The following is a 13991-nucleotide window of genomic DNA, read 5'->3' on the forward strand; positions in this document are numbered from 1 at the left end:
GGGCCGGCTGTCCGGGACTCAAGCGCTGCACGCCGGGAGGGGCTGGGACCGGTTCAGGCCTGGGGGGGCACGAGGGCCGCTTCACGCCGGGGAAACGAGGGCCCCATCACGCCTGGAGCGGCTGATCGGTTCACGCCGGGGCCGCAGGGGCCGGTTCACCGCCGAGGCTTTCGGACCGGTTGCCGTCCTCGTCCGCCCGGCATCCGCCGGAAGCGGCCCGCGGGTCCCGTCAAGCGGTCCGCCGGTCCCGCCGCCCTCACCCCGCCGCCCGCCTCACCCCGCCTCCCGCTCAGGTAACGCCTGTTCGCGGTCGGCGAGTCTGCGAAGCATCTCCAGGACGCGGTCGCGGGACTCGTCGGCCGCGTCGATGGCCTCCATGCACTGCCAGTACGTGCCCTCGTCGGCCGCGGCACAGGCGAGGGCGACCAGGGCGATGCCGACCTCCCCGAGCAGGCCGCCGAGGTACATCAGCGTGTGGCGGGCGTCGCCCAGCTCCGTGAGCTGGCCGGCCCGGAGCTCTCCGGGGGCCAGTTCGGGCGCGTCCAGCACGCCGCAGCCGCGGCCCGCCAGCTCCGTCAACCCCAGCGCCTCACCGCGCAGTTCCGGTGGGCCGGCGACGGCGAGGCGGCTCCCTATCGCCTGCGCGAGGGCCTGCGCCTGCCACACCTCGGCCATGACCTCCCGCGCCTCGCCGCCCGCGGCCAGGGACCGCCTGCTCGTCACGATGAGCCGCACCGCGTCCATGCGCTGCCCCCGTCTGTCCGACGCGCCCCGCGCGTCCGCCTGCCCGAACTCCCTTGTTCACTACCCAGAGTGAAGGCCCGTGAGACCAAAAGCCAGAGGAAGACGGAAATTAACGGACAACAATTCGGATTCGGGCCGCCAGTTGATTACTCAGAGTACAAGTGGACTGTGCGGCTCCCCCGGTCGGGCCGGACGCGCGCTACGGCAGCGGGAACCGCCGTTCGTTGCGGTCGATCTTCGCGTCCAGCGCTGCCAGCGGGTCGATGCCGAGCACCTCGCACAGTTGCAGCAGATACGCGAGCACGTCGGCGACCTCGTCCGTGACGCGGTGCGCGGTGTCCGGGTCGGACATCACGCCCGCCGACTGCTCCGGCGTCAGCCACTGGAAGATCTCGACCAGTTCGGACGCCTCCACGCTGAGCGCGGCGACCAGGTTCTTGGGGGTGTGGTACTGCTGCCAGTTCCGCGCGGCGGCGAAATCGGCCAGCCGGCGTTGCAGCGTCGCCACGTCCAGGGGTTCAGTCACGGTCCAGGTGTACCACCGTGACGCCCTCGGCCCCGGCCGCCCAGGAGGCGTCGCTGACCGTGCCGACCAGCCGGAGGTGCCCCCGGTCGCACATCCGGGCGGCGAGGGCCAGCAGCTCCCGCCGCTGCCGCGGGTCCAGGGCCCGGTCGAGTCCGTCGGCCAGGACGGTGAGTGTCTGGAGGGCGGCGGGCACCTCGCAGGCCGGGTCGACCTCCAGGACACCGGGACCGGTCAGGAGCACCAAGGAAAGCGCCAGGTAACGCAGTTCGCCGTCGCCGAGCCGGCCCAGGTCGGTACGGACGCCGTCACCGCGGTCGAGCGCCGCACGGACGGCCCTGGCGCCGTCCGGCCCGACGGCCCCGGGGCTGCCGGGCCCGGCGAGCACGTCCGCCACCGGCCCGGCGCATCCCGCCCGCACCGCCGCCACGAACAGCGCGTGCCGCCGCCCGCACTCGGCCCGGGTGCGCCACAGCACCTCGGCGAGGTTGCCGCAGTCGCCCAGCAGGCGGCCGGGCCCGGCCGGTACGGGGCCGCGCATGCGGGCGGGGTCGGGGTCGCAGGCGAAGACGGAGCGCAGCGCGACGACCATCTGCTCGGCGGCGGCCAGTACGCTGCGCTGCCCGGGTGTCCGGCCCGCCACGCGCAACGGCAGCAGGGCGGTGCCGAGCCGGTCGTCGGGGAGCGGACCCCGGGTCACCGGGGACGGCCCGGCCGTGTGCCAGGCGGCCTGGACGGCGCGTTTGCCCGGGTCGCGCAGGGCGGTCTCCAGCAGGACCAGTCCGCCGGAGGTGAGCCGTTCGCCCACGATGCGGGGTTCGGGCTCGGCCTGCACGGCGACGTCGAGCCGGACCGGACCGGCCGGGCCGTCCGCGGTGCAGCCGATGCGGAAGCCCCGGCGGCGCTGGGCGTCGGGCCGGGCCCGTTCCGGGACGCAGACGGCGAGGTCCGGGAACGCCTCGCCGAGGGCGGCGCCGCCTCCGAGCCGGGCGAGTGCCTCGTAGGCGCGCAGCGCGCTGGACTTGCCGGAGCCGCTGGGACCGGCCAGGAGGGTGAGCCGCCCCAGCGGCAGCACGGCCCCGCGGTGGCCGGCGAAGGCGGACAGGCGCAGTTCGGTGACGCGGGGGCGGTCGGGATGCCCGGGTGCGGCGGGGCCGCCCGGAGCGGGGACGGGCGGTGGTGCGGGGTGGGGGGTGGGCGGTGAGGGGGGCGGAGGCGCCGGTGCTGCGGCCGGGCGGGAGGGCGTGGCGGGATCGAGGGGCGGCGTCATATCCGGACGGTAGGACTCCGCCCGCGGGGCGAACCGTTCCGCCCCCGCGGCGTTCCTACGATCGGGCGACCACTCCCTCCCAGTGGTCCGGTCCCCGGGTCACGCCCCGGGAACCCCGACGCCCTCCATCAGTCCCGTCACCTCGGTCCCGGCCGGGGTCAGCAGGAACACGTTCCGGTCGACCCGGTGCATCCCGCTCGCCAGGCCGAAGACGACGCCCGTGCTGAAGTCGAGGACCCGCTTGGCCACCTCCGTCTCCGCGCCGGTCAGGTCGAGCAGCACCGGCACGCCCGCCATCAGGGTCTCCGCGACGTCCCGGGCGTCGGCGAAGACGTTCACGCGCAGCACGACGAAACGGCGGCGCGCCTCGGTCACGGCCTCGGGTATGGAGCGGTGGCCGACGGAGGAGGGCCAGGCGTCCCGGCCCCGCAGCGGCACGACCTGGGCGAGCCCCTCCCACTGTTCGTCGGTGACATCGTGGCTGTTCACCGGCATGCTCCGTCCTGGCTCGCACTGGCTGTCTGCATCGGGCAATTCTTGCGCAGAGTCACCCGTTCGGCCCAACTGCGACACGCTCCGCGATGTCAATGCACCTCACAACGGCCTGTCGGCGGCTGTGTGACGGGCGTAACTTCCGATGATCGAGCCGCGTGACAGTGGCGTAACGGGCGATTCGTACCGTCGGGGCATGACCACGATCCCCGGGACCCCGCCGGACACGCGGCAGGTGCGCACCGTCTGCTCCTACTGCGGTGTCGGCTGCGGTCTCGTGCTCGATGTGGCCAGGGGGCCGGACGGCCGGCGCACCGTCCTGAAGGCCTCCGGCGACAAGGCGCACCCGGCGAACGCCGGCCGGCTGTGCACCAAGGGCGCGACGACGGCCGACCTGCTGGCCGCGCCCGGCCGGCTGACCACCGCGCTGGTGCGGGGCGACCGGGGCGAGGAGCCGGTCCCGACGCCGGTGGCCGACGCGATCGCCACGACCGCCGCACGGTTGCGGGGCATCGTCGACGAGCACGGGCCGGACGCGGTCGCCTTCTACGTGTCCGGGCAGCTGAGCCTGGAGGCTCAGTACCTGGCGAACAAGCTGGCCAAGGGGTTCGTGCGGACGAACCGGATCGAGTCGAACTCGCGGCTGTGCATGGCGAGCGCGGGCACCGGCTACAAGCTGTCGCTGGGCGCGGACGGCCCGCCCGGCTCCTACGAGGACTTCGACCGGGCGGATCTCTTCCTCGTCATCGGCTCGAACATGGCCGACTGCCATCCGATCCTCTTCCTGCGGATGATGGAGCGGGTCAAGGCGGGTGCCAAGCTGATCGTGGTCGATCCGCGCCGGACCGCCACCGCCGCCAAGGCCGACCTGTTCCTGCAGGTCGCGCCCGGCACCGACCTGGCGCTGCTGAACGGCCTGCTGCACCTGCTGCACGAGGGCGGGCACACGGACCCGGAGTTCGTCGCGGCGCACACCGAGGGCTGGGAGGAGCTGCCCGCCTTCCTCGCCGGCTACGCCCCGGCGGCGGTCGCCGGGATCACCGGCATCGCGGAGGAGGACCTGCGCGCGGCCGCGCGGCTGATCGGGGACGCGGGTGCCCGGTGGATGAGCTGCTGGACCATGGGCCTGAACCAGTCCACACACGGCACCTGGAACACCAACGCCCTGGTCAACCTGCATCTGGCGACGGGCGCGATCTGCCGTCCGGGCGCCGGGCCGTTCTCCCTGACCGGCCAGCCGAACGCCATGGGCGGGCGCGAGATGGGCTACATGGGCCCGGGCCTGCCGGGGCAGCGGTCGGTGCTCGTGGCCGAGGAGCGGGCGTTCACCGAGGAGGTGTGGGAGCTGCCGCCGGGCACCCTGCGCGCCGACGGCGTCGGCAGGGGCACCGTGGAGATGTTCCGGCAGCTGGCCGACGGCGGGATCAGGGCCGTCTGGATCATCTGCACCAACCCGGTCGCCTCGGTCGCCAACCGCCGCACGGTCATCGAGGGGCTGGAGGCCGCGGAGTTCGTCGTGACGCAGGACGTCTTCGCGGACACCGAGACGAACGCGTACGCCGACGTCGTCCTGCCCGGCGCGATGTGGACCGAGGCGGAGGGCGTCTTCGTCAACAGCGAGCGCGACCTCACCCTGACCTCCCCGGCCGCCGACCCGCCCGGGGAGGCGATGGCCGACTGGCGGATCATCGCGGAGGTCGCCCGCGCGATGGGGTACGGGAAGGGCTTCTCGTACGACAGCGCCGAGCAGGTCTTCGAGGAGATCCGGCGCTTCCACAACCCGACGACCGGGTGGGACCTGCGCGGGGTGACCTACCGGCGGCTGCGCGAGACGCCCGTGCAGTGGCCGGCCGCGCGCGAGGACGGCCCCCAGCGCAATCCGATCCGGTACGTCGGCGACGGTGAGCTGCGTTTCCCGACGGCGAACGGGCGTGCCGTCTTCTTCGCCCGGCCCCATCTGCCGGCCGCGGAACTGCCCGACGACGACTATCCGTTCACGCTGAACACCGGCCGGGTGCAGCACCAGTGGCACACACTGACCAAGACCGGGAAGGTCGCCAAGCTCAACAGGCTGAACGCGGGGCCGTTCGTGGAGGTGCACCCCGGGGACGCCTCGGTGCTCGGGCTCACCGAGGGCGATCTCGTGGAGGTGGCCTCCCGGCGCGGCCGTGCGGTGCTGCCCGCGGTGGTCACGGACCGGGTGCGGCCGGGGTGCTGTTTCGCGCCGTTCCACTGGAACGACCTGTTCGGCGAGTACCTCAGCGTCAACGCGGTGACGAGCGACGCGGTGGACCCGCTGTCGTTCCAGCCGGAGTTCAAGGTCTGCGCGGTGTCACTGGCGAAGGTGGCGGCAGCCGCAGGGGCGGGTTCCACCCGGACCGGCTCCGGGCAGACCGGCTCCGGGCAGACGGGTTCCGGGCAGACCCGTTCCGCCGGGGCGGCGGCCGGCGCGCCGGCCGCGGACGTGACGGCGTCCGTCACCTCGGGCTCCGCCCCCGCCGCCCCCGGCGAGGCCCTGGCGCCCACGGCCGTCACGCCCGGCACCGCGAGCCCCTTCGGGATCGAGCCCTCCCCTCCCCCGGTGCTGTCCGCGCGGGAGCGCCAGTACCTCACCGGCTTCCTCGCCGGGCTCGGATCGGGTGCCCCGGGTGTTCCGGTGCTGCCGCCGGACGCGCCCTTCTCCCCCGAGCACGCCCTGTGGGTCGACGGCGTCCTCGCCGGCATGTACTCGCGCTCGGCACCGCCTGCCGGACCCGCGGGCGAGCCGGCCGGGCGTGAGGTCGTGGTGCTGTGGGCCTCGCAGACCGGCACCGCCGAGGAGTTCGCCGCCGCCACCGCCGAGCGGCTGACCGCGACCGGGCACCGCACGACCCTCGTCGGCATGGACGAGGCCGACGTCGGCGCACTCGCCCGCACCGCCGACCTGCTCTTCATCACGAGCACCTTCGGGGACGGCGACGCGCCCGACAACGGCGCCGGCCTCTGGGACGCCCTCTCCGGGGACGGCGCCCCGCGGCTGGACGGGGTGCGGTACGCCGTGCTGGCCTTCGGCGACTCCGCGTACGACGACTTCTGCGGGCACGGGCGGCGGCTGGACGCGCGCCTCGGCGAGCTGGGCGGGGTGCGGCTGGCCCCGCGCACCGACTGCGAGCCGGACTACGGACCGCTGGCGGGCGCCTGGCTCGACGAGGTGCTCGCGGTGCTGGGCGGAACCGTCTCCGAGCGCCCCGGGCCGCCGGCCCCGGCCGGGTCCGCGGCCCGCTCCGGGCTCCCGCCCGCCACCGCCCGTCCGGAACCGGCGGCCACCACGGCCCGGCTCGTGGGCAACCGGCTGCTCAGCCGGCCCGGCGCGGGCAAGGAGGTCCGGCGGTTCACCTTCGACACGAGCGGCACGGACCTGACCTACGAGGCCGGGGACGCGCTCGGGGTGCGGCCGGTGAACGCGCCCGCGCTGGTGGAGGAGTGGCTGGCGGTGACGGGGCTGGACGCCTCGACGCCGGTGCCGGTCGGCGGGGCCGGGGACGTCCCCTTCGGTGAGGCCCTGCTGCGGCACCTGGACATCACCCGGATCACCCCCGACCTGCTCCGCTTCGTCGCCGGGCGCGCCCGCGACGACCACGAGCTGCGCAGGCTGCTGCGGCCCGACAACCAGGACGGCCTGGCGCAGTGGAGCTGGGGGCGGCAGGCCGTGGACGTGGTCGCCGAGTACGCGGTCCGGGCGAGTGCCGGGGAGTGGGCCGGGGTGCTCAGGAAGCTCCAGCCGCGGCTGTACTCCATCTCCTCCAGTCCGCTGGTCGACCCGCACCTGGTGGCGCTGACGGTGTCGGTGGTGCGCTACGAGAACCTGCGCGGCCGGGCGCGCGGCGGGGTCTGCTCGCCGTTCCTCGCCGACGCCGGGCCGGACACGCCGGTGCCGGTGTTCGTGCGGCGTTCACCGCACTTCCGGCCCCCCTCCGACGCCTCGACGCCGATGGTCATGGTCGGCCCCGGCACCGGGGTGGCGCCCTTCGTCGGCTTCCTGCAGGAGCGGCGGGCACTCGGCCACCGCGCCCCGAACTGGCTGTTCTTCGGCGAGCAGCACCGCGCGACGGACTTCTACTACCGGGACGAGCTGACCGCCCTGCGCGACGAGGGCACCCTGACCCGGCTGGACACGGCCTTCTCCCGCGACCAGCGCAACAAGGTGTACGTGCAGGACCGGATGCGCGAGCACGGGCCGGAGCTGTGGCACTGGCTGTCCGACGGCGCCCGGTTCTACGTGTGCGGGGACGCCTCCCGGATGGCCAAGGACGTCGACCGGGCGCTGCGGGACATCGCGGTGGCGCACGGCGGGCTCAGCGAGACGGAGGCCGCCGCGTACGTGAAGCAGCTGGCGGCGGACAAGCGGTACGTGCGGGACGTGTACTGACCGCTGGTTCCGGCCCGTCCGGACGTCCCGGACCGGGGCCGGACACGCCCGGCACTGTTTTCTACACCCTCGTAGAATGAGTTCGGGAACACCGGCGCGGCGAGGAGCGTTGTGCCCGGTACCGACCACACACGAGGAGCACGTCCTTGTCCGCCAGACCGACGGACCCCCCGGGGCACAGTCCCGGACCATCCCGCCACGGCATCACTGATCGCGGCACACGGCGGGGTGGTGTTCGATGAGTGCCGCCGAGGCCCTGCTGGGCCTGTTCGCCGTCTTCCTGCTGACCGCCGGCACCGGCTACTTCGTCGCCCAGGAGTTCGCCTACGTCTCCGCCGACCGGCTCACCCTCGCGCGTGAGGCCGACGCCGGGGACCGCCGGGCCGCCCGTGCGCTGAAGGTGCTGGAGCGGCTGTCCTTCATGCTGTCCGGCGCCCAGCTCGGCATCACCGTCACCGGCCTTGTCGTCGGCTTCATCGCCGAGCCGTCGGTGTCCGCGCTGCTCAGGCCCGCCCTGTCCGGCTTCGGGCTGCCCGACGCGGCCGTCGGCGGCGTCGCCGTCGTGCTGGCCTTCGTGCTGGCCACCGTCGTGCAGATGGTGCTGGGCGAGCTGGCCCCGAAGAACCTCGCCATCGCCGTGCCGGAGCGGCTGGCGAAGGCGCTGGCCCCGTCGACGCTGGCGTATCTGAAGGTCGTCGGACCCGTCGTCCACGTCTTCGACAGCGCGGCGAACAGGCTGCTGCGCAAGGCCGGCATCGAGCCGGTCGAGGAGCTGCACCACGGCGCCACCCTGGAGGAGCTGGGCCACCTGATCGGCGAGTCCCACGAGCAGGGCGCGCTGCCCAAGGACACCGCCGCGCTGCTCGACCACGCGCTGGAGTTCTCCGAGCGCACCCTCGACGAGGTGATGGTGCCGCGTGCCGACGCCGTGTTCGTCCGCAAGGACGCCGGCGCCGACGAGGCGGTCGGTCTGATCGCCCGGCACGGCCATTCCAACTACCCGGTGCTCGGCGACCACCCGGACGACATCGCGGGCGTGCTGGGCGTGCGCGAGTTGATGGCGCTGCCCGCGGCCCGGCTCGCCGGGGCGCGGGCGGGCGAGGTGGCCCGGCGTCCGCTGCTGCTGCCGGACACCCTGGCGCTGCCCGACGCGGTGGCGCGGATGCGCGAGCAGGACGACGAGTTCGCGGTCGTCCTGGACGAGCACGGCGGCGTGGCGGGCCTCGTCACGTACGAGGACATCGCCGAGGAACTGGTCGGGGACATCGCCGACGAGTCCGACAAGGTCACCCTGCTCGCCGTCGCCGTCGGCGACGGCTGGCTGGTCGACGCCGGCCGCCGTCTGGACGAGGTCGCCGAGGCGACCGGCGTCCTGCTGCCCGAGGACGACGACTACGACACCGTGGCCGGACTGGTCGTGGACCGGCTCGGCCGCTTCCCCACCGTCGGCGACCGGGTCACGGTCACGCTGCCCGAGGGCGGCCGCGCCGTGATCGACGTGCGCACGCTCGACCGGCACGTGGCCGAACGCGTCCGGATCAGCGTGCTCACCGGCACCGGGGCCGCCGAGGAAGCCGAGGAGAGCGCATGAGTTTCCCGATGGCGGTCTTCGTGACCGTGCTGCTGCTGATCGGCAGCGGCTTCTTCGTGGCGGCGGAGTTCGCCCTGGTCGCCGCCAAGCGGCACCGCATGGAGAAGGCGGCGGCGGAGGGGCGGCGCGGGGCCGGGGCGGCCCTGGCCGGCATGCGCGAGCTGTCGCTGATGCTGGCCGGTGCCCAGCTGGGCATCACCGTCTGCACCCTGGGGCTGGGCTCGGTGTCGAAGCCGGCCATCTCCCACGAGCTGGACCCGCTGCTGCACAAGCTCGGCCTGCCCGGCGCCGTGAGCTACGGCGTCGCGTTCGCCGTGGCGATGGTCGTCGTGGTGTTCCTGCACATGGTGGTCGGCGAGATGGCGCCGAAGTCCTGGGCGATCGCCCACCCCGAGCGGTCGGCGATGCTGCTCTCGCCGCCGTTCCGGGCGGTGGTGCGGACCGTGCGCCCGCTGATCCGGCTGCTCAACCGAGTCAGCAACGCCCTGGTACGGCTGTGCCGGGTCACACCGCGCGACGAGCTGGCCTCGGTGCACAACCGGGAGCAGCTGACGCACCTGGTGGAGGAGTCGGAGCGGCTGGGCCTGATCAGCGCCACCGACTCGGAGCTGCTGACCCGCTCGCTGACCGAGCCGGAGACGCCGGTGGCCGCGCTGCGGATCCCGGCCGCCGACATCACCTGGGTCGAGGGCGGCTGGGACGTCGACGCGCTGCTGCGGCTGGCCGCCGACCACGACCGCACCCGGCTCCTCGTCCGGGAGGACGGCGTCGTCCTGGGGTCCGTGCACGCCCGGGACGCCCTGGTCGCACGGGCGCGGGGGCGCGCCACGACCGCGCGGGACCTGGCCCGGCCGGTTCCCGAGCTGACGGAGGCCACGACGGTCGCCGACGCGATCGAGGTGCTGCGCCGCCGCCGGTCGTCCCTGGCCGTGGTGCGCGACGGCTCGGGCCGGCTCTCCGGTCTGGTCACGCTGGACGACCTGCTGGCCCGTCTGATGCAGCCGGCCGCGACGGTCTGACGGCCGCGCGGAGGGAACCTCCCGCACATCTGCACACCGCGCGCCGGAGGGCGGCGGGCCGGGGCGGCCCGCCGCCCTCCGCCCGCCGCCGCCCGCGGATTTGGCTCCGATGTGCCCGTTTCCGCCCGCGGGGCGCAACCCTCGGGCGTGCCGCCGCGCGACGGGCCCTGTGAAGGAACGGCCATATCGGGTGACCCGGCGGTCACAGCGGTGAAGACGGCCGCCGGAATGTGCCGCGTACGGCCGGTGGGCGACTGGCCCTCTTTCCCGGGGAGTGCTTTGATCCTGCGCACGGCGGGTCCGCCGGGGCGGAATCCCGGTTTTCGGGAATTCTCGAGAATCGCGGCCGCCCCCTGGCGCTCACCGCCATTGCGAGACATTCACGCGAAGGGAAACACCCCCATGAACCTCACTCCTCGGGTCGACGTCGCCGAGCTGTCCGACACGGACCTGGAGCAGATCTCCGGCGGCAACGCGGGCGTCGCCGCCTCCGCGGGCCTGGTGGGCAGCCTCTCCGCCAGCCTGGTCGGACCGCTGACCGGCGAGGTCTGCGCCTCGGTGCAGGGCGCGCTGTCGCCGGAGGGCGCCGCGCTGGGCGGTCACGCGGGCGTGCGCGCGACCTCGCTCTGACGAGCACCGCGCCGAAGGCCCCGGGAAGCCGTTCCCGGGGCCTTTTTCCATGCCGTGCCGGTCACACATGTGGGGAATCGGCGGAGTACGTGACCGAGACATGGACATCACGGGGGTGGGTGACGCCGTGCGGGGCGGTGACGCAGACTTACTCGGACCCCTCAGGAACCGGCTGTGAAATCGATGGGAATACCGCTGTGAAATCCGACGCGTACCGGACCGAAGAACTGCCGATCTACGAAAGCCTCATACGCGAACGCGGTGACGTCGTCGAGGAGGCCCGTGCGGTGGCGGAGGAGACCCAGCAGCAGATGAGCCAGGCGCTCGCCGGGCACGGCGCGGCCCTGCCGGAGCCCGCCGGGCACTGACCGCGGGCCGGCGGCTCACCCGTCGAGCGGGTCGTGCCCCCAGTTCATCAGGGAGTGCCGCCACCGTGTGTCCCGTACGTCCCCGGAGGGCCGCTGGGCCAGGTGCCGGCGGACGTAGCCGACGACCTTGCGCATGTGGCGGTAGTCGTCGTCCGTGAGGTCGCCCTTCCTGGCCCGCAGGATGGTCACGATCCGCCGGCCGGAGGCGTGCCCGGTGGACTCGCCCCCGTCCCGGTGCTGCCCGGCGTCGCGGGACTCGTCCGACTCCAGCCACTTCTCCAGCTCCGCCGGGGTCATGTTCACCAGCTCACGGAAGTCGTGCCAGGTCTCCTCGCGCTCCTGGTCGTCCACGCCGCCTCACTTCTTCTTCTTGAGCGCGGACGGCTTGTGCACCGCGGTCCGGCCGGACTTGTCGCTGCGCACCTCGTACTGCGGTTCGTCCTGCGAGGCGTCGACCGTGCGGCCGGCGGCCTCCGTCCGCTCGGTGATCTCCCGTTCCACGGTGCCCTCGGTGCGGCTGCCGTGACTGCTCCAGGTGACCTTGTCGCCCTTCTTCGGTTTCCCGCCCTCGCTGCGGCGCTTCGCCATGCCGGTGCTCCCTCACGCTGTGGTTGCTGTCCCTCCAGCGTGCGGGCTCGGCGCGCGCGGCGCAGCCCGGGGCCGCTCAAGGTTCCCGGGCCGCTCGCGGGCTCGGGGGCGCGGGGCCGCTCAGGGCTCCTTCCACACCAGCACCGTCAGCACGGCGCTCGTGACGGTCACCGGGACGGCGGCCTGGTTCAGCAGCCGCACCCGCATGCCGCGGCCGGACGCCAGTCGCTTGGTGACGGGCAGGACCACGAAGGTGCCGCCGCCGGTGCCGGCGACCTCGTGGATCGGATGGTCGGCGCGCAGCTCCTCGCCCTGGTACTCCGACATCCGCGCCTGGACGACCGCGCCGGCCGGCAGACCGTCGATGTGCACGCTGAAGGTCCCGCTGAACCGGGCCGGGCCGCGTGCGAACACGCTGCCGCCGGCGGCGTGGTCGCCGGTCTCGTCGGTCCACTCCGCGGCGAACTCGACCGAGTCCCAGGCGCCGGGCGCGAGGGAGTACGGCCCGGCGATACCGAGGTTGACGTACTGGGGCATGTCCTCTCCTTCCCACAGGCCCGCCGGGAGGGCCAGGGCGTCGGCGACGTCACGGCGGAAGTCGGCCATGTCGAACCCGCGCGGGTCGACCTTCCAGTCGCTCCATTCCAGGTGGCCTATCGCGCTCTTGTGGCCCCAGCCGTGGGCGCGGCAGACCGCGGCGGTGGCCTTGACGATGGCGAGGTACTGCGCCCGTGGCCACGGGTCCCTGCCGTCGCCGCGGTTCTCGCACTCCCAGCCGTAGAAGCGGGCGTTGCCGTCGATCGCGCCGCCCGAGCCGTCGTGCTCGTGCGTCGGGGGCGGGTAGGTGCCGTACGACTCGCCGATGACGGCGTTCAGGACGTCGCCGTCGCCGCCGCCGGCGTGGTTGGCGCGGCCGTTGCCGGTCAGATGGACGACCCCGTCCTTGGTGATGCAGCCGGTGGCGAGCGGGCCGGGCAGGGCGCTGTGACCGCGGTAGATGAGGCCGACGACGTCGGTGCCGGGGCCGGTGACGGTGTGGTGGACCATCACGCCGTGCACGGGCCCCCAAGGGCCCACGTGGTTCCGGTTGTTGGTGCGCCAGCCGTCGACCTCGCGCACGGAGCAGCCCTCGGCGCGCAACGCGGCGACGAGCCGGGAGGCGGTGAGCGGTGTGGCCATGGGTCGGTCCTCCGTTCCGGCGCGTACGGGCCGATGTGAGGTCACCGCGGCGGCAGTTCCGGAACGCTCTCCGTCCGGACGGCGGACGGTTGTGCGGGACTGGGGCACCGCGAAGGGGGCGGGGGGATGCGCGGAAGATGCGTGGGGGGCGCCGTCACGCCGGAGCAAAGGGCGTGAACTCGCCGGGTGTTCTTCATTCTTCCGCCCCTCGCGCCGTCCCTCACCTCATTGCGCGTCCCGACGCGAAATCGGCGTGATTACGACGGTGCCGCGGCGGGGGTTCGAGAGGCACCCGCGCGTCAGGGGATGCGGAAGCCCCGGAACGTCACGCGTTCGCGGGTGGTGAGGCCGAGGCGCTCGTAGAGGGCGAGCGCACCGGTGTTCGCCTCGGCCACGTGCAGGAACGGACGGTCGCCGCGGGCCGTGACCCGCGCGGCGACCGCGGTGATCAGACGTGCGGCGTGCCCGCGCCCGCGCGCCTCGGGGGCGGTGCAGACGGCGCTGATCTCGGCCCAGCCCGGGGGCCGCAACCGCTCCCCGGCCATCGCCACCAGCGTGCCGTGTTCGCGGATGCCCAGGTACGTGCCGAGTGCGTGGGTGCGCCGGCGGAACGGACCCGGCCGGGTGCGCGCGACGAGGTCGAGCATCTCGGGCACGTCCCGCGCGCCCAGCTCGACCACGGCGGTCCCGCTCTCCTCGGGCACGGGCGGGATGTCTCCGGACCACACCATCTGACGGCCTTCCATGTGGAAGACCGGCTCCCAGTCCCGGGGCGGCGTGGCCGGAGCACTGAACAGGTCGGCGAGTTCGCCCGGGCCGAGCAGCTTCGCCAGGTCGTTCCAGTCCGCCGCGTCCGGGTCGGCCGGGACCGCGCAGAACGACGCCACGTCCGGCACGTAGCTCACGGCCCGGCCGAAGTGCCGGGCGAGATGCGCGTGCCGGCCCGTGAGCGACTGGCCCACCGGGTCGTCGAGCGCGGGGACGTCGCCGTCCGTCATGTGCTGCACCTCCGTTGTCGTCACGCACTCCGGTGGTGCGCCACGGGGATCGTGCCAGGCCGGGACGGCGGAGCGGCAACCGGCCGGTCACCCGGGTGGGGGGCCGGCGCTTCGGGCACGCCGGCGGGGCGGGGAGCACAGGCCGATCGCATGCCGCCTCCCCCTGCCCCCGGCTTGCGTC

13 protein-coding genes are annotated in these 13991 nt (G+C 74.1%); 5 read left to right on the forward strand and 8 right to left on the reverse strand.

Annotation, left to right across the window (positions count from 1 at the left end; genetic code table 11):
- Positions 1 to 273: 273 nt before the first annotated feature.
- The 4 genes from ACF07N_RS19635 to ACF07N_RS19650 form a co-directional block, all read right to left on the reverse strand.
- Positions 274 to 744 carry a DUF6099 family protein gene (locus tag ACF07N_RS19635; RefSeq protein WP_383330438.1) on the reverse strand — a complete coding sequence of 157 codons (471 nt, stop codon included), beginning with the start codon at positions 742 to 744 and terminating at the stop codon, positions 274 to 276.
- Positions 745 to 943: 199 nt separating this feature from the next.
- Positions 944 to 1270: a nucleotide pyrophosphohydrolase gene (locus tag ACF07N_RS19640; RefSeq protein WP_383330441.1), complete on the reverse strand. Its 327-nt coding sequence runs from the start codon at positions 1268 to 1270 to the stop codon at positions 944 to 946.
- Positions 1263 to 2537 (reverse strand): AAA family ATPase, encoded by a 1275-nt coding sequence (locus ACF07N_RS19645; protein ID WP_392114455.1) that lies wholly within the window; start codon positions 2535 to 2537, stop codon positions 1263 to 1265. Before ACF07N_RS19645 ends, ACF07N_RS19640 begins: the two co-directional genes overlap by 8 nt.
- A 99-nt stretch (positions 2538 to 2636) precedes the next feature.
- Positions 2637 to 3032: a cell division protein SepF gene (locus tag ACF07N_RS19650; RefSeq protein ID WP_383330446.1), complete on the reverse strand. Its 396-nt coding sequence runs from the start codon at positions 3030 to 3032 to the stop codon at positions 2637 to 2639.
- Positions 3033 to 3225: 193 nt separating this feature from the next.
- Between ACF07N_RS19650 and ACF07N_RS19655 the strand changes: the two genes are divergently transcribed.
- The 5 genes from ACF07N_RS19655 (at position 3226) to ACF07N_RS19675 (ending at position 11045) form a co-directional block, all read left to right on the forward strand.
- Positions 3226 to 7437, forward strand: coding sequence for a molybdopterin-dependent oxidoreductase (locus ACF07N_RS19655; protein ID WP_392114457.1), 4212 nt, complete (start codon positions 3226 to 3228; stop codon positions 7435 to 7437).
- A gap of 238 nt (positions 7438 to 7675) precedes the next feature.
- The gene (locus ACF07N_RS19660; protein WP_392114460.1) at positions 7676 to 9028 is read left to right on the forward strand and encodes a hemolysin family protein; all 1353 of its coding nucleotides are present in this window, start codon (positions 7676 to 7678) and stop codon (positions 9026 to 9028) included.
- Positions 9025 to 10047, forward strand: coding sequence for a hemolysin family protein (locus tag ACF07N_RS19665; protein ID WP_392114462.1), 1023 nt, complete (start codon positions 9025 to 9027; stop codon positions 10045 to 10047). Before ACF07N_RS19660 ends, ACF07N_RS19665 begins: the two co-directional genes overlap by 4 nt.
- Before the next feature lie 402 nt (positions 10048 to 10449).
- Positions 10450 to 10677 (forward strand): hypothetical protein, encoded by a 228-nt coding sequence (locus ACF07N_RS19670; protein ID WP_392114465.1) that lies wholly within the window; start codon positions 10450 to 10452, stop codon positions 10675 to 10677.
- Positions 10678 to 10874: 197 nt separating this feature from the next.
- Positions 10875 to 11045, forward strand: a complete 171-nt coding sequence (locus tag ACF07N_RS19675) for a hypothetical protein (protein WP_392114468.1) — start codon at positions 10875 to 10877, stop codon at positions 11043 to 11045.
- Positions 11046 to 11060: 15 nt separating this feature from the next.
- On the opposite strand, the gene ACF07N_RS19680 is transcribed toward ACF07N_RS19675, so the two are convergent.
- The 4 genes from ACF07N_RS19680 to ACF07N_RS19695 all read right to left on the reverse strand — a co-directional run bounded on the left by ACF07N_RS19680 (position 11061) and on the right by ACF07N_RS19695 (position 13810).
- On the reverse strand, positions 11061 to 11396 hold the full coding sequence (locus ACF07N_RS19680; RefSeq protein WP_383330469.1) for a DUF3140 domain-containing protein: 336 nt from the start codon (positions 11394 to 11396) through the stop codon (positions 11061 to 11063).
- A gap of 6 nt (positions 11397 to 11402) precedes the next feature.
- Entirely contained in the window at positions 11403 to 11633 is a 231-nt protein-coding gene (locus ACF07N_RS19685; protein ID WP_392114471.1) for a DUF2945 domain-containing protein, read from the reverse strand.
- Between the two features lie 120 nt (positions 11634 to 11753).
- Positions 11754 to 12812, reverse strand: a complete 1059-nt coding sequence (locus ACF07N_RS19690; RefSeq protein WP_392114474.1) for an N-acetylmuramoyl-L-alanine amidase — start codon at positions 12810 to 12812, stop codon at positions 11754 to 11756.
- A gap of 299 nt (positions 12813 to 13111) precedes the next feature.
- The gene (locus ACF07N_RS19695; RefSeq protein ID WP_392114477.1) at positions 13112 to 13810 is read right to left on the reverse strand and encodes a GNAT family N-acetyltransferase; all 699 of its coding nucleotides are present in this window, start codon (positions 13808 to 13810) and stop codon (positions 13112 to 13114) included.
- Positions 13811 to 13991: the final 181 nt, after the last annotated feature.

The sequence above is a fragment of the Streptomyces sp. NPDC015242 genome, from assembly GCF_043079125.1.
Classification (GTDB): domain Bacteria; phylum Actinomycetota; class Actinomycetes; order Streptomycetales; family Streptomycetaceae; genus Streptomyces.